The sequence below is a fragment of the Arthrobacter sp. 18067 genome (assembly GCF_902706295.1).
Lineage (GTDB): Bacteria > Actinomycetota > Actinomycetes > Actinomycetales > Micrococcaceae > Arthrobacter.
On the sequence record NZ_CACSJJ010000008.1, the window covers coordinates 165,442 to 182,971 of the forward strand.

15 protein-coding genes and 2 riboswitches are annotated in these 17,530 nt (G+C 64.1%); of the genes, 4 read left to right on the plus strand and 11 right to left on the minus strand.

Features of this window, described 5'->3' with window-relative positions; translation table 11 throughout:
• Nucleotides 1-77: 77 nt before the first annotated feature.
• The 9 genes from fdhD to GVL04_RS10235 form a co-directional block, all read right to left on the minus strand.
• On the minus strand, nucleotides 78-968 hold the full coding sequence (gene fdhD / locus GVL04_RS10195) for a formate dehydrogenase accessory sulfurtransferase FdhD (RefSeq protein ID WP_159703443.1): 891 nt from the start codon (nucleotides 966-968) through the stop codon (nucleotides 78-80).
• Nucleotide 969: 1 nt separating this feature from the next.
• Nucleotides 970-3,276 (minus strand): FdhF/YdeP family oxidoreductase, encoded by a 2,307-nt coding sequence (locus tag GVL04_RS10200; RefSeq protein WP_159703445.1) that lies wholly within the window; start codon nucleotides 3,274-3,276, stop codon nucleotides 970-972.
• A 51-nt stretch (nucleotides 3,277-3,327) separates the two neighbouring features.
• Entirely contained in the window at nucleotides 3,328-4,686 is a 1,359-nt protein-coding gene (locus GVL04_RS10205; protein WP_159703447.1) for a molybdopterin molybdotransferase MoeA, read from the minus strand.
• Entirely contained in the window at nucleotides 4,683-5,588 is a 906-nt protein-coding gene (locus tag GVL04_RS10210) for an NTP transferase domain-containing protein (protein WP_159703449.1), read from the minus strand. The genes GVL04_RS10205 and GVL04_RS10210 overlap by 4 nt, the downstream gene beginning before the upstream one ends.
• Before the next feature lie 42 nt (nucleotides 5,589-5,630).
• Complete coding sequence (locus tag GVL04_RS10215; RefSeq protein ID WP_159703451.1) at nucleotides 5,631-6,131, minus strand: HNH endonuclease; 501 nt, start codon at nucleotides 6,129-6,131, stop codon at nucleotides 5,631-5,633.
• Nucleotides 6,132-6,347: 216 nt separating this feature from the next.
• Entirely contained in the window at nucleotides 6,348-7,121 is a 774-nt protein-coding gene (locus GVL04_RS10220; RefSeq protein ID WP_159703453.1) for an NlpC/P60 family protein, read from the minus strand.
• 100 nt (nucleotides 7,122-7,221) lie between these two features.
• Nucleotides 7,222-7,965 carry a C40 family peptidase gene (locus tag GVL04_RS10225; protein WP_268825373.1) on the minus strand — a complete coding sequence of 248 codons (744 nt, stop codon included), beginning with the start codon at nucleotides 7,963-7,965 and terminating at the stop codon, nucleotides 7,222-7,224.
• A 4-nt stretch (nucleotides 7,966-7,969) separates the two neighbouring features.
• Nucleotides 7,970-8,151, minus strand: a riboswitch (cyclic di-AMP (ydaO/yuaA leader).
• 125 nt (nucleotides 8,152-8,276) lie between these two features.
• Entirely contained in the window at nucleotides 8,277-9,107 is an 831-nt protein-coding gene (locus tag GVL04_RS10230) for a M23 family metallopeptidase (RefSeq protein WP_159703457.1), read from the minus strand.
• A 4-nt stretch (nucleotides 9,108-9,111) separates the two neighbouring features.
• A riboswitch (cyclic di-AMP (ydaO/yuaA leader) is annotated at nucleotides 9,112-9,353 on the minus strand.
• 185 nt (nucleotides 9,354-9,538) lie between these two features.
• On the minus strand, nucleotides 9,539-10,234 hold the full coding sequence (locus GVL04_RS10235) for a metal-dependent transcriptional regulator (protein ID WP_159703459.1): 696 nt from the start codon (nucleotides 10,232-10,234) through the stop codon (nucleotides 9,539-9,541).
• A gap of 293 nt (nucleotides 10,235-10,527) precedes the next feature.
• Between GVL04_RS10235 and serC the strand changes: the two genes are divergently transcribed.
• Nucleotides 10,528-11,658: a phosphoserine transaminase gene (serC, locus tag GVL04_RS10240; RefSeq protein WP_159703462.1), complete on the plus strand. Its 1,131-nt coding sequence runs from the start codon at nucleotides 10,528-10,530 to the stop codon at nucleotides 11,656-11,658.
• 159 nt (nucleotides 11,659-11,817) lie between these two features.
• Here serC and GVL04_RS10245 read toward each other — a convergent pair whose 3' ends face one another.
• Together GVL04_RS10245 and GVL04_RS10250 are read right to left on the minus strand one after the other, a co-directional pair.
• Entirely contained in the window at nucleotides 11,818-12,432 is a 615-nt protein-coding gene (locus GVL04_RS10245; protein WP_159703465.1) for a DUF3027 domain-containing protein, read from the minus strand.
• An 8-nt stretch (nucleotides 12,433-12,440) separates the two neighbouring features.
• Nucleotides 12,441-12,824: a cold-shock protein gene (locus GVL04_RS10250; RefSeq protein ID WP_011773749.1), complete on the minus strand. Its 384-nt coding sequence runs from the start codon at nucleotides 12,822-12,824 to the stop codon at nucleotides 12,441-12,443.
• A gap of 238 nt (nucleotides 12,825-13,062) precedes the next feature.
• On the opposite strand from GVL04_RS10250, the gene GVL04_RS10255 reads away from it, so the two are divergent.
• The 3 genes from GVL04_RS10255 to GVL04_RS10265 are packed head-to-tail and all read left to right on the plus strand — an operon-like array spanning nucleotide 13,063 to nucleotide 17,508.
• The gene (locus GVL04_RS10255; protein ID WP_159703468.1) at nucleotides 13,063-13,278 is read left to right on the plus strand and encodes a hypothetical protein; all 216 of its coding nucleotides are present in this window, start codon (nucleotides 13,063-13,065) and stop codon (nucleotides 13,276-13,278) included.
• Between the two features lie 53 nt (nucleotides 13,279-13,331).
• Nucleotides 13,332-15,794, plus strand: coding sequence for a helicase-associated domain-containing protein (locus GVL04_RS10260; RefSeq protein ID WP_159703471.1), 2,463 nt, complete (start codon nucleotides 13,332-13,334; stop codon nucleotides 15,792-15,794).
• A 55-nt stretch (nucleotides 15,795-15,849) separates the two neighbouring features.
• Nucleotides 15,850-17,508, plus strand: coding sequence for a DNA repair helicase XPB (locus GVL04_RS10265; RefSeq protein WP_159703474.1), 1,659 nt, complete (start codon nucleotides 15,850-15,852; stop codon nucleotides 17,506-17,508).
• Nucleotides 17,509-17,530: the final 22 nt, after the last annotated feature.

The window sequence follows — 17,530 nt, forward strand, 5'->3', positions numbered from 1 at the left end:
CGATTCTGGGGTCGCCACGCTTCCAATCGATGGATAAAATCTACGTTGTTCCAGCTTAATAGCCAAGTGATTGACTGCTATCCCCCAACGGCCTGTCGCTCCGATTCGGCTGTTTCCCCGACGATCCTGTCCCGTCCTGCGTACACGTTCAGGCTGAGTCCGCGGCTGAACCCTGCCAGCGTAATTCCCGTTTCCTCCGCCAGTTCCGCTGCGAGGCTGGACGGCGCACTGACGGCGGCCAGGACAGGAATGCCGGCCATGGCAGCTTTCTGGACGAGTTCAAAGGATGCCCTGCCGGAAACCTGGAGCACTGTGCCCCTCAACGGCAGCATTCCTGCCCGCAAGGCCCAGCCCACCACCTTGTCCACCGCATTGTGCCTGCCCACATCTTCGCGGAGGCACAGCAGCTCGGTGGTGCCGTCGTCGTGAATCCTGAACAGGCCCGCAGCATGGACGCCACCGGTCTTGTCGAAGACCGCCTGCGCCTCCCGGAGGCGGTCCGGCAGGGCTGCGAGCGCCCGGACCGGGATGGTGACATCGTCTTCCTTGGGGCTGTGCCGGGAGGACTTGCGGACGGCGTCAATGGAATCAGTGCCGCAAATCCCGCACGAGCTGGAGGTGTAGACGTTGCGCCCGGTGTCCGGCCTCACCACGTCCGGCCTGAGCTGGGCGTCCACCACGTTGAAGGTCTGCACACCGTCTTCGTTCTCCCCCGCGCAGAATCGCTCGGAGATCAGCTGCGAGGCCTCCCATACGATGCCCTCCGAGACAAGGAATCCCGCCACGAGGTCGAAGTCGTCCCCGGGGGTGCGCATGGTCACGGAGAAGGACATCTCCCCCAGGCGGATCTCCAGGGGTTCCTCCACCGCGAGCACGTCCTCCTTGAAGCGGACGGGATGCTCCAGTGCTTGCGGTGAACCGTCCAGGACAAACTTGTGCACCTTGCGGCGCTGCGTCACTCGTCCCATGTCAGGATCCGTTCTCCTCATTCTTAACGAAGCGCACGGTCATGGCCTTGTAGCCAGGGGTGTTGGATTCCCTGGCCACCAGCTCGCGGTGCACCAGTGCGTTGGCCTCCGGGAAGTACGCTGCGGCACATCCCTTGGCTGTGGGGTACCCGACGAGCCTGAACTTGTTGGCACGCCGTTCAGTCCCAGCGAACGTGGAGATGACGTCCACCAGATCGCGGTCCTGGAATCCCAAATCCTCAATGTCTCCGGGGTGCACCAGGATCACCCGCCTGCCATCGGAAACGCCGCGGTACCGGTCATCCAAGCCATAGAACGTGGTGTTGTACTGATCGTGGCTGCGGACCGTCTGCAGGATCAAGTGACCGGCAGGGGCTTCCAGGTACTCAAGTGGCCGCACCGAGAACCGCCCCTTGCCGATGTCCGTGGCGAAGGTGCGGGTATCCCTGGGCGGGTTGGGAAGGACAAAACCGTTCTTGGTGCGGACCCTGGCGTTGAAGTCCTCAAAGCCCGGAATGACCCTGGCAATGTGGTCGCGGATCACGTCGTAGTCCTCTGCCATGGCCCGCCAGCCGACGCTGTGGTTGTCACCCAGCGTCGCCTGGGCCATGCGGGCCACGATCACCGGTTCGCTCAGCAGGTGCTCCGAGACCGGCTCCAGCCGGCCTTGCGTTTTATGGATGACTGACATGGAGTCCTCCACCGACAGGAACTGCTTTCCCTTGGGGTGTTTGTCATCCGTGTCCGTCCGGCCCAAAGTGGGCAGGATCAGGGACGTCTTGCCGTGCACCACGTGGGCGCGGTTGGGCTTGGTGGAAATGTGGACGGTCAGCCCTGCGTTCTTCAGCCCCTGTTCCAGGGCCGCGGTGTCCGATCCCGCGGCTGCGAAGTTTCCGCCCATGGAAACGAACACATCCACGTCGCCCTTTTCCAGGGCGTGCTGGGTTTCCACGGAGTCATAGCCGTGGTCGCGGGGCATGTGGAAGCCGAATTCCGCGTCCAACGCGGCCAGGAACGATTCCTTGGGCTTCTCCCAAATGCCCATGGTCCGGTCACCCTGGACGTTGGAGTGTCCACGGACGGGGCACGCACCGGCCCCGCGTTTGCCGAAGTTGCCTTGGAGCAGCAGGAGATTGATGATTTCCCGCAGGGTATCCACAGAATGCGGCTGCTGGGTCAGGCCCAGGGCCCAGCAGATAATGGTCGCCTTGGACGCCGCCATCATGTCGGCGGCTTTGGTGATTTCTTCCCTGGTCAGGCCTGTTGCCCGTTCTGTTTCGGCCCAGTCCAGCACCGAACGCGCTTCCCTGTAGGCCGCGAACCCTTCGGTCTGCTCCTCAATGAAGGAATGGTCGACGACGGTGCCCGGGTTTCGTTTCTCTTCCTCCAGGAGCAGGTGGCCCAGCGCCTGGAACAGCGCGAGGTCGCCACCGACCTTGATCTGCAGGAATTCATCCGCGATGGTGGTGCCGCCACCGATCACGCCGTTGAGGGATTGCGGGTCCTTGAAGTTCAGGAGGCCGGCCTCGGGCAGCGGGTTGACGGCCACAATCTTTCCCCCGTTGTTCTTGCAGTCGCGGAGGGCTGACAACATGCGGGGATGGTTGGTTCCCGGGTTCTGGCCTACTACCAACACCAACTCGGCGTGGTGGATGTCCTCCAGGGAAACGGTGCCCTTGCCGATGCCGATGGTTGGGTTGAGCGCGCTCCCGGAGGATTCATGGCACATGTTGGAGCAGTCCGGCAGGTTGTTGGTGCCGAGGCTTCGTGCGAACAGTTGATACATGAAGGCCGTCTCATTGGCCGTCCTGCCGGAGGTGTAGAAGACGCACTTGTCCGGCGTGGTGGCGTTGACGTGCTCGCCGATCAGGGCGAATGCCTCGGTCCAGCTGATGGGCGAGTAGTGTGTGTCGCCCGGTTTGATGACCACAGGCTCCGACAATCTTCCCTGGCTCCCCAGCCAGTACTCCGTCTTGTCCTCGAGGTCGGCCAGGGAATGTTTCGCCCAGAATTCGGCACCGACAGTCCGGGTGGTGCTTTCCTCGGCGATCGCCTTGGCCCCGTTCTCGCAAAATTCCGCGGGACTGCGCCTTCCGGTGATCGATTCCGGCCACGCACATCCGGGGCAGTCAAAGCCATCATGCTGGTTGACCCTGAGCATGGATCGGACAGTGCGGGCTACTCCGGCCTGGGCGTAGCCCCGTTCAAGGGCAACAGTGACGGCCTTGAGGCCTGCCGCAGCTTGTTTGGGCGGATGGATTTGCAGGTCATCTTCGTTGATGTCCTGTTCGGGAGCATGCCTGTTCATGAGTCCATCATTGCACTTTGTTGGCGCCGCCCATGAGGCTGCCCCCTGCCCTCATGAGTCCAGGGCACTCCAGTCCACCGGACCTGATGGGGTCTTCTTTTGGCTCCGCTGCGGCGCCTTGCGGGGCTTGTCTTCCGGTGTCTTCGGCGCGGGCAACGGTTTGCCCCACGGCAAGGCAAAGGCCGGGACCAGCTCGCCCAGTTGGACTCCGTGCGGCGGTACCACCATGACCCCGTCCGCACCGGCCAGGCCACGCATCATGCCAGGGCCCGCGTGCTGTGCCGGCGACGCCAACCCATACACCAGCTTGAACGGCATCAGGCGGGTTCGTCCGGGATCCGCCTCGATCATCGCTCCACACGGAACTTCGCCCACTTCCTGGAGGCTTCCATGGCCCAACGCGGCCAGCAAGGGCGCCCCCAAGGTAAACATTGCCATCATCGCGGCCAGCGGATTTCCCGGCAGACCCAGGACGAACCGGCCATCGGGCAATTCTGCCAGTACGGCCGGATGTCCAGGCCGCATGGCAATACCGTCGATCAGCAACCGGCCACCAAGTTCGGCCACAGCCCGCCTGAAGTGGTCAGTCCCAGACCGCCCTGTCCCACCCGTAGTAATAACGACGTCGGCAGGCGGTTCAGTTTCTGCATATGGCTCGTCCGCTGTGAGTTCGTCCAGGGACGGCTCGGTGTCCTGAAGTGCGGCGAGCCATTCCCCATAGCTGTCGCCCACCCTAAGCTGTTCCCCGGCGATACCGCCCAGGAGTTCCACCACGGCGCCGAGTTGCGGGCCGAACGTATCCCGCACCTGTCCGGGCCGCGGGATACCTTGGGCCACCACTTCCGAACCCGTCAGAAGGAACCTGACCAGTGGTTTGCCCATGACTTCGACGTGATCCAGGCCTGCCACCGCCACCAGCGCGATGTGCGCCGGGTTGAGCACTGTCCCGGATTTGAGCAGGACATCGCCCTCGGCGGCCTCTTCAGCAGCCCTGCGGATGTGTTGGCCGTTGCGCGGCTCCCCCGGTTTGGCGGTGCCGCCCAACGCAAGGACCGGGAGGCCGTCGTCGTCCGTGGTGATGACGCCGCTCTCGCTGCGCAGCACGGCCTTGGCCCCGGGAGGTATCATCCCACCGGTAACAATGGGACTTGCCTGGTGTGGTGCAAGCCTCTGGCCCGGCTCACTCAGTATCCACGGGCCGCTTCCATTGACGGCCCAGCCATCCATGGCGGAAGAAGCATAGTGGGGCATGTCCTGCACGGCCAGGGCATCCGCTGCCAAGGTGCGGCCGAGGGCTGAACGCAGCGGGACAGGGCCGGGCGGGATGGGAGCAGCACCATCGAACGCGCGCTGCCGAGCCTCATGCCACGTGTGTGCCGCGTGATGGCCCTCGTTGGGGGCCTCCGTCATTCGGCGCCAGCCCCGGACTCCGAATACTCCTGGGCAACTTTGCGGGCCAGGTCCAAGGCAGCGTTCATGGATGCGTCGTCGCTGGCCTGGCCAATGCCGCGGGCCATGCCGGCGGCGTAACCGGCGATGAAGGTGGTCAAGGGTGCGGCGGGGCGCACCACTGAATGCGCAGCAACTCCGGCCACCGCCAGGACCTCGTTGATGTCCACTTCAACGCCTTCAAGCTCAAACGCCTGCAGCAATGTGCGGCACCATTCCTCGAGCGTCTCTTCCTGGCTCTTCACGTCCGCCTCCAACTCGTAGTCAATGCCCAAGGCCGCTGCGTCCGCCCACGTATCCACGTCATCCGTAGAGCCTGCGGGGACGGCAACGTCCAGCACATTCAGCCTAGCAAGCAGCCGGAACACTGAAGAGTTCGTTAACCCGGAACCTTGCGAAGCTACGGCCACCTCCCGTTCCATGGCTGCGGTGCTGTAGGCCCCCAACAGCGGTTGCTTCCGTCCGTCCGCGGAGACTGCCATGGCCCCTTCCACCCCGGGCTGTGAGGCAAGTGCTTCCCAGAGGAGGGCAACCCCACGGGACGCATGGGGCATGTCGCAAGCCAGGACAAGCGTCCATGCAGCGCCCATGCCGTTGTTTTTCAGCGCTGCCAAGCCCGCAGCAATCGCCGCGGCCGGACCCGCGAACGCCGGCTCCTCCCGAGCCCTCAGCACGTTGTCCGGCACCAACTCACCGCCGGTTCCTGACGCATCCGGGCCTACGACCACCACGGCTGCAGCACCCCGGACTGCCTGCAGGGCATGCGAAAGGAGCGACGCGCCGTCGTATGTCAGCGACGGCTTGGGCACGCCCCCGAGGCGGGTGGCCCTGCCACCCGCCAAAATCACGGCGTTGAACTCCATCCGCCCAGATTACCCGGACGTCCGGAGGTCAGCAGAAATCGATCAGGCAGCGGATTCCGGCAACAGGAACGGGTCCCAGTCCGGCGCAGGTTTCTCGAGTTCTTTGATCTGCCACATGGTTCCCTGGGGCACACCGGGCTTGAAACGGAGTTTCCAACCCATTTCGGCCAGCGTGTGGTCGCTCTTGGCGTTGTTGCATTTCAAGCACGCCGCAACCAGGTTTTCCCAGGAATCCGCGCCACCCCTGGACTTGGGGTGGACGTGGTCTATGGTGTGGGCTGTTTTCCCGCAGTAGGCGCAGTGGTGACCGTCGCGGCGAAGGACCCCGCGGCGACTCACGGCGGTAATCCTGTTGTACCTGGGACGGATGTAGCGGTTAAGGAGGATCACGGATGGTCGTCCGAGAATCTCCTGCGGCCCGACGACAGGCTCGTCGCCTTCGGCCACAACGCTAGCTTTCCCAGTCAGCACAAGGACCAGCGCCCGGCGGAATGTTATTACCGCCAGCGGTTCATATCCAGCATTCAGAACGAGTGTGCGCATGCACGTACCTCTTCACGGCCGCACCCGTCAGGGGCACGAGGGCCGGCTGCCCTCTGCTTGTACGGGCTGTGGATCGACAACATAAGGGTAAGCACTTATATGCCGTATCAACGAATCTTTCTGCGGTTTCGCGTGCAGTGTCGGCAAGAGTTCATGCGTGGTTAAAGCAGAACACCCCGCCGGCCGGAGCCTGCGGGGTGTTCCTGAGATCTGGGATCAGCCGTTGACGCGGATGAAAACCGGGCCGGAGCCGACGTTCACGCTGAACAGTGCCGTGGTGGAGCCGTTCCATCCACCGTGGACTGCCATGCCGTTGCCGACGTAGACAGCAATGTGCGCCTGTCCGGCCAAACCGCCGTTGGCGTAGTAGGCGAGGTCGCCGGGCTGTGCTTCCGCTGCGCTGACGGTGCGGCCCAGGGACAGGTAACCAGCGGGCCAGTCGTGGAAGTTGATACCAACGGCGGCCAGGGAGTTGGTCACCAACATGGTGCAGTCCTGGGTGACGCCGAGCTGTGCGTAGGCGGCAGCAGCAATTGCTGCACCAAGGCCGCTGGCAGCTGCCGGAGCCTTTGCAGCCGGAGTCGCGGTGTTGACGGCGACCGTAGCGTTGCCGGCAGGTGCTGTGCTCTCCGCGGCCGTCTTGGTTTCGGCCTTGGCCGGAGCCTTCTTCACTACCGGAGCCGGAGCTTCCACCGTGGTAACCACGGGGCGCTCGTAGGAGATGGCAACCGTGGAGTCCGCAGCGATGGTCGCCTGGACTACCGACTGGACGTCAAGGGTGGACGTCGCGGTGGACTCGCGGTCCACGTTGGTGTCGGCAGCGTTGGCAGCAACGCTACCGGTCAGGACCAGGCCTGAAGCTGCGGCGATTACTGCTGCCTGGCGGCCAACGCCACCGGCGTTGTCGCTGACGGCCTTGGCAATGACGGCAAGCGAGCTGGTCTTGGGGGCCTCAGCGCGATGCCGTGCAACTTTGTGTGCACTGGTCATGGTTTTCTCTTTTCGTATCCGCGTGCAGTTGGGGTACACGCGGCTAATCGGTGCGCCAGCACTTGGGGGGCATGCTGGCGAACCTCGAACCGGATTGTTTCTAGCGGAGGGTGAAGAAGGAGGACGTGCCGGTGGAGGCAGCCGAGTGCAGGAGCGTGCCCTGGCCCGGGTTCAAAGCGCTGATCATCATGCCGTTGCCAACGTAGATGCCTACGTGGGCTCCGCCGTTCTGCATGACCAGGTCACCGGGCGCAGGAGTGCTGGTGGGCTTCATGGCAGTCCAGGCGTTGACGCGCGGGATGCTGATGCCTGCCTGTGCGTAGACCCACTGGGTGAAGCCGGAGCAGTCCCAGCCGTTGGGCGTGGTGCCGCCCCAAACGTACGGGTGGCCAATGCCGGTGTAGGCGATCGCAGCGAGGCCGGAGGCCGCGGCGCTGGAAGCAGCGTCCTTGGCTTCGGACGACTTGGCGGTGACAGCACCTGCTGCGTCCTGCGTGCCGTTTGCCGTGGCCCGCTGGGTGGTCTGCGAAGCGCGCTGGATCTTGGGGGCTTCCTTGGTGGCCACTACGGGGCTTTCGAAGGAAACGGTGGCAGTGGGCTCCGCGGTGACGACGGCGGTGGCAACCATCTGCTGTGTGCTGGAGGCTTCCGACTTGGATACGTCGGTGTCAGCTGCCTGTGCCGGCAAGCCGACGCTGAGGACGAGGCCTGATGCTGCTGCCAGGACGACAGCCTGGCGGCCGACGGTACCGGCATTCGATGAGACAGCCTTGGAAAGCGTGTTCAAGGGGTTCGTACGAACCGATTCGGCGCGGTGGCGCGCAGGGGTAGTGCGTGATGACACGTAGGTAGCCTCTCCCAATGCCTGCGAGGTGAGCTGTCGGATTCGGATGGGAGTCATCCGGCCGCGCTGCTTCAAGGAAGCTTTGCGACTTAACCCCAAGGCCTTCTTTCGAAGACCAGAAGTGGTTCCCCCGCCCCTGCCAGACGATTTATGCGAACGGACCTCGAGTGGTGGCAGAGCTAGGCAATCCACTCAAGTGCACCGGCCCCCTAAAAAGCCGATGCGCTTTGTACGGTACAACAGTTGAACGCGAATGTCACATTCAGGTCACGGGGTGTGTCACGAATGCGAGAGACAACCATCAACTGGCTTTAGAGCCAGCCCATGGGGTCGACAACTTCACCGTTGACCTGGACCTCAAAGTGGAGGTGGCAGCCGGTGGAAGCGCCCGTGGTGCCGCTCAGCGCGACCGTATCGCCGCGGCTGACCGTCTGGCCCACCTTGACGGTGAAGGACGACAGGTGGTTGTACGTGGTCTCGAGGCCGTTCCCGTGGTCTACCACCACGCGGTTGCCTCCGCCGTACTCGTGCCAACCGGCAAAGGTGACCTTGCCACTGGCTGCTGCATGCACGGCAGTGCCGCACTGTGCCACGAAGTCCTGGCCGCGGTGGAAGTCACCTGAGCCTCCCGTGAGGGGGCTGACGCGGTAGCCAAACGGGGATGCGGTGGTCAGCGTGTCGAGCGGGCTGGCCATGGTGCCCGCTGACGATGCCCTCTGGATGCTGCCGGCGGACTGCGCGCTGAGCAGTTGCTTCAGCTTTCCGTCGGGGTCGGCTGCAGTGGCAACAGCAGCACGGCTGAAGTCGATCTTGGCGGATGCGGCTGCGGAAACCTCGGGCTGGCTGCCACCGGTGACGGCAAGGGCCGACTCGGTCTGGCCTGATTCCGAGGTGGCCATGACGGGGCTCGTGGCCGGCAGACCGACAGTCAGGGCGAGTCCGGTGGCGGCAAGCGCAACTCCGGCCTTCTGCCCGACGCCACTGGCTGCGGCGAAGTCGGCTACCTGGCGCAACGGGCTCTTACGGCGACGCACCTGGCGTTCGGTGTCGCGTGGCCGGATCTCCGATACGACGCGGGCTGGCCGCAGCTCAGCAGCGGGGCCGGACGCGCGGCGGCGGCCCCTGACGTTCTGCGTTGTCAAACTCTGTTCCTCTCTAAGAAGCCTGCGAAGTTAGCTGTCGGATTCGGGTCAGAGAGTTCAAAGACCCGGTCCGCACGAGGCGCTCACGGCACACAGGTATCCAAGGAGGGACATGCGTAAGTGGGCACTTCTGCTGCGGACTTCACCCCAAGGCTGCTTCTTTAGACAGCCGCTTGTGGTTCCCCCGCCTCTGCCAGTGGTGGATGACACACCTGTTCCGCTGGCAGAGCTCGGCTCCGGAACAGGTAACGCTTTGGTATCAGCGCTAGTAGATAACTATAGGGGATTAAGCCCCGCAGTAATAAATTCGTTATCAACAGAAACGCACGTGGCGCGGCAGGCCCTTATCATCAATCCTGGAAAACCGCAGGTCACACGCGCGGCAAACGCATGAAAGTGAGATATGACACGGCTTGGGTACAGGCCCGCCGTCAGCTGACGGATACGAAGACGTGCGCCGCTACTTCCGGCGGAAGCTCCAGCGCGCCCTCGATGCCGGGGACCCGGACGGAGATGTACTCCCCGACGCGCTCCAACGAGACTGTTGCGCCTGGACGGATTCCGCCTTCGTCCAGCTGGGTGAGGAGCTCAGGTTCCACCTGGATGGGCTCCGCGAGGCGGGTGACCGCCACCCTGGAATCTGTGGCATAGCCGTCCATCGCCTGCAGGAGGTTGACGTCAAGCCGGGACAAGGGCTGGCTGGCAAGGCCGCCGAGCGCTTCAAGTCCGGGGATGGGGTTTCCATACGGGGATTCGGTGGGGTGTTCCAGAAGTTCGTACAACCGTCGCTCCACCCGCTCACTCATCACATGCTCCCACCGACACGCTTCGTCGTGGACGTAGGCCCAGTCCAGGCCGATGACGTCCGCCAGGAGCCGCTCAGCAAGGCGGTGCTTGCGCATGACCTCGGTGGCACGCTTCCGCCCAACCTCGGTGAGTTCCAGGTGGCGGTCGTTCGACACAACCACCAGGCCGTCGCGCTCCATGCGTCCGATGGTCTGGGAAACCGTAGGCCCGGAGTGCCGCAGTCGCTCGGCGATGCGGGCCCGCAGAGCCACGATGTTTTCTTCCTCAAGCTCCAAAATGGTCCGAAGATACATCTCAGTGGTATCGATCAGATCCGTCATCCAGCTCAGCTCTCCTCGAACGCAGTTCCTTGCGTAATCTCCACCGTACCGCGTCCCTTACCGGTGCGGACGGTGTGCACCGCCGCCCCATGAACGCCAACCCCCAGCCTAGCTTATTTGGAATTACTCTGGATAATTCCGGTCGCATATGGTTCGCCCATATTCCACGTGGCGGACTATGACGGCCACAGGTTCCTGCCCCCGGGCCCCGTCAGGCAGAATTGGGGTGTCGAAGGGGCAGTTGATGCCACCTGCCACGACCCATCTCTAGCCGATACCCATTGGAGCCACACGTGAGCGACAACAGCATCACCATTCCCGCCGATCTGCTGCCCAAGGACGGACGCTTCGGCGCAGGACCGTCCAAGGTCCGTCCGGAACAGATCGAGGCCCTGTCTGCCGCGTCGTCCACCATCCTCGGCACGTCCCACCGCCAGGCACCGGTCAAGAACCTGGTGGGTTCCGTCCGTGAAGGGCTCAGCCAGTTCTTCCGCGCACCCGAGGGCTATGAGGTTGTCCTCGGCGTTGGCGGCTCCACGGCATTCTGGGACGTCGCTGCCTTCGGACTGGTGGAGAAGAAGGCACAGCACCTTTCCTTCGGCGAATTCGGATCGAAGTTTGCCGCCGCCACCAACAAGGCACCGTTCCTTGATGCTTCGTCCATCATTAAATCCGAGCCCGGCACCCGCCCTGTGGCGCAGGCCGAAACGGGCGTCGACGTCTACGCCTGGCCCCAGAACGAGACTTCCACGGGTGTAGCTGCTCCCGTAAAGCGCGTGCAGGGAGCCGACGAGGGCTCCCTCGTCCTGGTGGATGCTACCTCTGCTGCCGGCGGCTTGGACGTTGACGTTGCCGAGTCGGATGTCTACTACTTCGCCCCGCAGAAGAATTTCGCCTCCGATGGTGGACTTTGGCTGGGCCTCTTCTCCCCCGCCGCCCTGGAACGCGCCGCACGGGTCAAGGCCAGCGGCCGCTGGATCCCGGACTTCCTGGACCTTCAGACTGCCATCGACAACTCCAAGCTGAACCAGACGTACAACACGCCGTCGTTGTCCACGCTGGTGACGCTGGACGCCCAGGTGCAGTGGCTCAACAGCAACGGCGGCCTGGACTTCGCCAGCAAGCGCACTGCGGACTCGGCCAACCGCATCTACTCGTGGGCAGAGGCTTCGGAATACGCGACGCCGTTTGTCACCAAGCCCGAAGACCGCTCCAATGTCATCGCCACGATCGACTTCGACGATTCCATTGATGCCGCAGCCATCGCCAAGGTCCTGCGCGCCAACGGCGTGGTGGACACCGAGCCTTACCGCAAGCTCGGCCGCAACCAGCTGCGCATTGCGACGTTCGTCGCCATCGAACCGGACGACGTTTCCGCACTGCTCGCCAGCATCGACTACGTGGTGGGCGAACTGAAGAAGTAGCAACACCGGCTGTGGTCGGCGTCGTTCGGTAAGTCCGGACGGCGCCGCCGCCGTTTAAGGCGCAGCCCGCTCTCCAAGGCGCAATCCAGTGGTTAAACAGCTGAAGGTGGACATCAGTGTCCACCTTCAGCTCCGTTCACCCCGGGATTTCCGCAGCCCTTATTCGGCACCGGTTTCGTCGTCGTCATCCGCACTGTCCGCGTCGGGTTCGTCGGAATCGGCGTCCGGGTCGGCCGGCTCCGTGGCCTCGTCTTCGTCCGCTTGGACGGACTCCTCGGTGACTTCCCCCACGGTTTCCTCCACCAAAGGCGTCTCATCCTCGGGACGGACGCGCTTGGCCCATGGCACCCATTCCGGGGCCAGGATGGAATCCTCTGAGGGCAGCAGGCCCAGTTCGCTCACGGTCACGATCTTGGATCGTGAATTGCGGGTCACCACGGCATACCACTGCCAACCGCCATACCCGGCAAGCCTGGACTCAAAGAGGTGGGTGACAACGCGGTCGCCCTCCGATTTGGCACCGAGGTGCGGCCCGACCTCACCGGGATTGGCAATGCCCTCCACGGCCTCGCGCGCGGTGTCGACGGCGGCAGCAAGGAACGCGTCCGGCTTCCCGGTGCGCCAGACAGGCAAGCCGGTCCGTGACTTGTCCGCAACGGGCTTCCGCGCGGGGGCTTCCCCGACGCCAGGAGCCTGGGCAGCGTCAGGACCGGCCGCAGGGCTTGCCTCGGCGTCCCTTCCGGCCTTTGTATCCTGTGCGGATTCCGATGTCATGGCCGGTCCTAGGCTTCCAGCTCGTCGGCAACCTTGCGCAGCGCCATGCTGATGGCTTTTGCCTTGTTGCCGTCAGGGTACTTGCCGGACGACAAAGAACCGGAGAGGTTGTCCAGTACCGTCACCAGGTCCTGGACCATCGGCGCGAGGTCCCTGGCGTTCATGCGCTTGGCCTTGGCGATGGACGGCGTCTTTTCCAGGACACGCAGCCCCAGCGCCTGCGCGCCGCGGCGGCCATCGGCCACACCGAACTCCACGCGGGTTCCGGCCTTGAGCTCCGTTACGCCCGCGGGCAGGGACGTCTTGGGCAGGAATACTTCCTGGCCGTCTTCAGCCGCGAGGAATCCGAAGCCTTTTTCCTTGTCATACCACTTGACCTTGCCGGTAGGCACGTAATCAACCTTCTTCGTTCTTGCTTTTGGGAGACACGTCGGGCCAAACACCGCATCCGCAGGGTTCTGCGGGATCGAGGGTGACAGCCCGGTCCGTGTTGGTCTGTTCCTTCAAGGTTATCCTGCCTGGCCCGCTATTCCCGCTTTGCCGCGATCACGGAGGGCAGCAGCCGTACCCGAACAGCACCGAGGCGGCCATAATGCATCCCGTTCCGGCGCTGCTGCTAGCGTTGGGGGCATGACTTCCCAGGGTTACCGCCGCCCCCTCATGATCATCGCCGCCGTGATCGCGGTGGCCTCCTTGGCCGCCGTCGGGGCCGTCATGGCGATCGCCTACAACGGTGGCGCGGCACCGGTTTGGGTCACCTACACAGCCCTTTATGGCTTGCCCGTGGCCTTCATGCTGGCGGTAGTCCGGGTATTGGACGCGGTTCGCCAGCGTCGCCGTCAGTAACCATGTGAGCTGCCGGCGGGCACCAGCGGCCCCGGGGCGGTAACGTTGGATTGATGTCCCTTATACGCGCGCTCAGCAAGGAACTGGAAGCGCGCAGCGACAATTCGCTGCGGGCCTTGTTTGCTGCGCGACCGGACCTGATCTCCCCCATGGCGCCGGACTTTGCCGCTTTGGCTGCCAGGGCGAGTGCCCGTGTCAGTGTGCAGCGGGCCTTGGAACGACTGAACAAGCCCGAAATGCAGGTCCTGGAGACACTGCATCTGTGTACCAACGCCGATACCGGGCACAGCATTTCCGCAGCCGGACTCAAGAAGGTCATTGCCGGCTCCACCCTTTCGGCGCTGGACCCCATCCTTGCCAAGCTGCAGGAGCTGGCCCTCATCCACCGTGCCGATCCGCCGGCCGGTTCGCCTGCCACTTCGTCCCGCCAGCGCTTCTACCTTCCCGTGGGCAGCCTCAAGGACGTCATCGGAATCTATCCGGCAGGTTTGGGCAGGAGTTATACGGAACTGGTCCGGCTGCAGCCGGCCTTTGCCCAGCGCGTGGTGCAATTGGTGGCCGAACTCCAGCAAAGCGGCGCCGGCATCCACCCTGCCAGCACTCCCATGGATGCCGCCCTTGCACTCCAGCGCTGGACCTCCACACCGGAGAACCTGCGCGCCATCCTGGCGACGGCACCGGAACGGACCGTCGGTCTGCTGGATAAGTTCGGCAGTTGGGCCATGGGCGCAGTACCCCAAGCACAGCGGCGGGCGTCCGTCACCCACGAAAGTCACGACGTCGGGCCCATCGACTGGCTGTTGGCGCGCGGACTGCTGGTTCCCCTGGATGCCGGCCACGTGGAACTGCCCCACAGCGTGGGACTTGCCCTCCGTGGGGGCGCGATCGTTGATGACTTCACGCTCTCGCCGCCCGTTCCGGAGCTGGGCCACACCAGCGCGGCCCTTCGACGCAACGCTGCGATGGGTGCCATAGCCGAGATCCTGCGACTGACCAGCGAGCTGCTGTTCGCTGTGCGGGAGCAGCCCCTGTCCACCCTCCGGAGCGGCGGTGTGGGCGTGCGCGAACTGCGGCGCCTGGCCGAGTCCATCCGCATGGGCGTGCACGAGACGGCGGTCATCCTTGAGCTGTGCGCGATGGCCGGGCTGCTGCGACTGGATGTAGACAGCTCCACATGGGTGCAGCCACCGTCGCTTGAATGGCTCAACCTTCCCCGGCAGGAGCAATGGCTCTGGCTGGTCAATGCCTGGCTGGCCAGCGAGCGCGCACCTTCGTTGGTGGGACAGCCACTCACGGGTCCGTCGTCGGCCGCGCATCAGGGAGCCGCCGGCACCACCATCAATGCGTTGTCCGCAGAAGCGCAGCGGCCTGACGCTCCTGTCGTCCGACGCCGGGTCCTTGAGATCCTGAATGAACTCACCGTGGAAGCTGCTGCACCGGACGGCAAAGCTCCTGTCCTGGATGCCAGGGCCGTCCTGCAACGGGCGGAATGGTCGCAGCCGCGGATGTCCCGCCGGTTCAGTTCCCTGGTCCGTGGCATCCTCGAGGAAGCCACGCTCCTTGGCTTGATGGGTTCGGGTGCCTTGACTCAGTTGGGTTCGGCTATCGCCGATGCCCAGCCCGAACATGCCCTGACCATCCTGGGCGAGCATTTGCCCGCCGCGGTGAACCACATCCTCCTTCAGGCCGACCTGACAGCCGTGGCACCCGGATACCTCGCACCGGAGCTCAGCGAGACGCTCCTGTTGATGGCCGACGCCGAGGGGCAGGGTCCGGCGTCGATCTACCGGTTTTCTGCCACCACCATCCGCAGGGCGCTCGACGCCGGACAAGATGCGGAATCGCTGTTGGCGTTCCTCCGTGAGCATTCGGCCACGGACGTACCGCAACCGCTGGCGTACCTCGTGCAGGACACGGCGTCGCGGCATGGCCGCCTTCGGATCGGCACAAGTGCCAGCTTCATCCAAAGTGACGATGAAACCGCCATCACCGATCTCTTGCGCGAGGCCCGGACGTCGGCTTTGAGCCTGGTGCGCATAGCTCCCACCGTCCTGACGTCGTCTGCGAGCCCCCGCGAAACTGCGCGCGTTCTGCGCGAGCTGGGACTGTCACCCGCCGTGCAAGAGGCCGAGCCCGCCGTCGTGCGTTTCAAACGGACAACAGCGGTGCCCGGCAGTGCCCGCCCTGTGTACACGGCGCCACGAACGGCACCCCCGGACGACGACGTCGAGGCACAATTGTCGGTACTTCGGCAACACCGCGGAGTTCCGGCCGAGGCGGCCGGCGAGGCGTCCACGCAGCTGGGCCTGGAGACCCTGCAAACGGCCATCCGGCTCAAACAGGCGGTCACCATGAACGTGGTGGACAGCCTGGGGAATGCCAACACGGAAACCGTTGTTCCTGTATCAGTATCCGGTGGACGAGTCAGGGTGTTCGATCCCGCCAAGGACACCGAACGGGTATTGTCCATCCACCGGATCATCGATGTGGAGCCCGCGGGCGAACTGCGGTCATGAAAACCGCGCCGTTGCCAAGACCGCCATTCCAAAAAAGCGCAGTAAGGATTCAACAGTGACCGACGGTCCGCTGATCGTACAGAGTGACAAGACCATCCTGCTGGAAGTCGACCACGAGCTCGCTACCGAGGCGCGACACGCCATCGCGGCCTTCGCAGAGCTGGAACGCGCACCGGAACACATGCACAGCTACCGGCTGACCCCACTGGGGCTCTGGAACGCCCGGGCTGCGGGGCTGGATGCGGAGCAGGTGCTGGACACCCTGCTGAAGTACTCCCGCTTCCCTGTGCCGCATGCCTTGCTGATCGACATTGAAGAGACCATGTCCCGCTACGGTCGTCTGCGGCTGGAGAAGGACCCCCAACATGGGCTGGTGATGCGCACCGATGACTACCCCGTGCTGGAGGAAGTCATCCGTGCCAAGAAGATCGCTCCCCTGTTGGGGCCGAGGATCGATGGCGAAACCGTGGTGGTGCACTCCTCGCAGCGCGGCCAGCTGAAGCAGCTGCTCCTCAAATTGGGATGGCCGGCGGAGGATCTGGCGGGCTACGTGGACGGGCAACCGCACCTCATCATGCTGGACGAAAGCGGCTGGCAGCTGCGTCCCTACCAGAAGCTGGCCACGGAGAACTTCTGGGCCGGCGGCAGCGGCGTCGTCGTGCTTCCCTGTGGTGCCGGCAAGACGCTGGTGGGCGCGGCAGCGATGGCGACGTCCTCCACCACCACGCTGATCCTGGTCACCAACACAGTCTCTGCACGGCAATGGAAGGACGAGCTCCTCAAGCGCACCTCCCTGACCGAAGACGAAATCGGCGAATACTCCGGAGCGGTCAAGGAAGTCCGCCCCGTGACCATCGCTACCTACCAGGTCCTCACCACCAAGCGCGGGGGTTTGTATCCCCACTTGGAACTCGTGGACGGCCACGATTGGGGACTCATCATCTACGACGAAGTCCACCTGCTGCCCGCCCCGATCTTCCGCATGACCGCCGACCTGCAGGCCCGGCGTCGTCTTGGCCTCACGGCAACCCTGGTAAGGGAAGACGGACGCGAAGGTGAGGTCTTCAGCCTGATCGGGCCCAAACGGTACGACGCACCGTGGAAAGACATCGAGGCCCAGGGGTACATCGCACCCGCCGACTGCGTGGAAGTCCGGGTGGACCTTCCCCGGGACGAACGCGTGGCCTATGCCATGGCCGACGACGCTGACAAGTACCGCCTCTGCGCCACCTCCGAAACCAAGACCAAACTGGTGGAAGAGCTCGTTGCGGTCCACAAGGGCGAACAGTTGCTGGTGATCGGCCAGTACATCGATCAGCTGGACGAAATCGCCGAGCGCTTGGACGCTCCCCTGATCAAGGGTGAAACCACGGTCAAAGCCCGGCAGAAGCTCTTCGATGCTTTCCGCAAGGGTGAGATCCATACGCTGGTGGTGTCCAAAGTGGCCAACTTCTCCATCGACCTTCCGGAAGCATCGGTAGCCATCCAGGTGTCCGGCTCCTTTGGCTCACGCCAGGAAGAGGCACAGCGTCTGGGCCGGCTCCTGCGTCCCAAGCAGGATGGCCGCGCTGCCCGCTTCTACTCCCTGGTGGCCCGCGACACCCTTGACCAGGATTTCGCAGCCAAACGCCAGCGGTTCCTGGCCGAACAGGGCTACGCCTACCGGATCATGGATGCAAAGGACGTAGGAAAAGACGTGGGGCACGAACAGTAAAGCCGGCTGGGAAGCAATAAAC

Coding starts and splice junctions, on each gene's coding strand:
- GVL04_RS10215 (WP_159703451.1), bottom strand. CDS start 6,131: ATGCGCACACTCGTTCTGAATGCTGGATATGAACCGCTGGCGGTAATA.
- GVL04_RS10245 (WP_159703465.1), bottom strand. CDS start 12,432: ATGACATCGGAATCCGCACAGGATACAAAGGCCGGAAGGGACGCCGAG.
- GVL04_RS10205 (WP_159703447.1), bottom strand. CDS start 4,686: ATGACGGAGGCCCCCAACGAGGGCCATCACGCGGCACACACGTGGCAT.
- fdhD (WP_159703443.1), bottom strand. CDS start 968: ATGGGACGAGTGACGCAGCGCCGCAAGGTGCACAAGTTTGTCCTGGAC.
- GVL04_RS10210 (WP_159703449.1), bottom strand. CDS start 5,588: ATGGAGTTCAACGCCGTGATTTTGGCGGGTGGCAGGGCCACCCGCCTC.
- GVL04_RS10255 (WP_159703468.1), top strand. CDS start 13,063: ATGACTTCCCAGGGTTACCGCCGCCCCCTCATGATCATCGCCGCCGTG.
- GVL04_RS10220 (WP_159703453.1), bottom strand. CDS start 7,121: ATGACCAGTGCACACAAAGTTGCACGGCATCGCGCTGAGGCCCCCAAG.
- GVL04_RS10260 (WP_159703471.1), top strand. CDS start 13,332: ATGTCCCTTATACGCGCGCTCAGCAAGGAACTGGAAGCGCGCAGCGAC.
- GVL04_RS10235 (WP_159703459.1), bottom strand. CDS start 10,234: ATGACGGATCTGATCGATACCACTGAGATGTATCTTCGGACCATTTTG.
- GVL04_RS10200 (WP_159703445.1), bottom strand. CDS start 3,276: ATGAACAGGCATGCTCCCGAACAGGACATCAACGAAGATGACCTGCAA.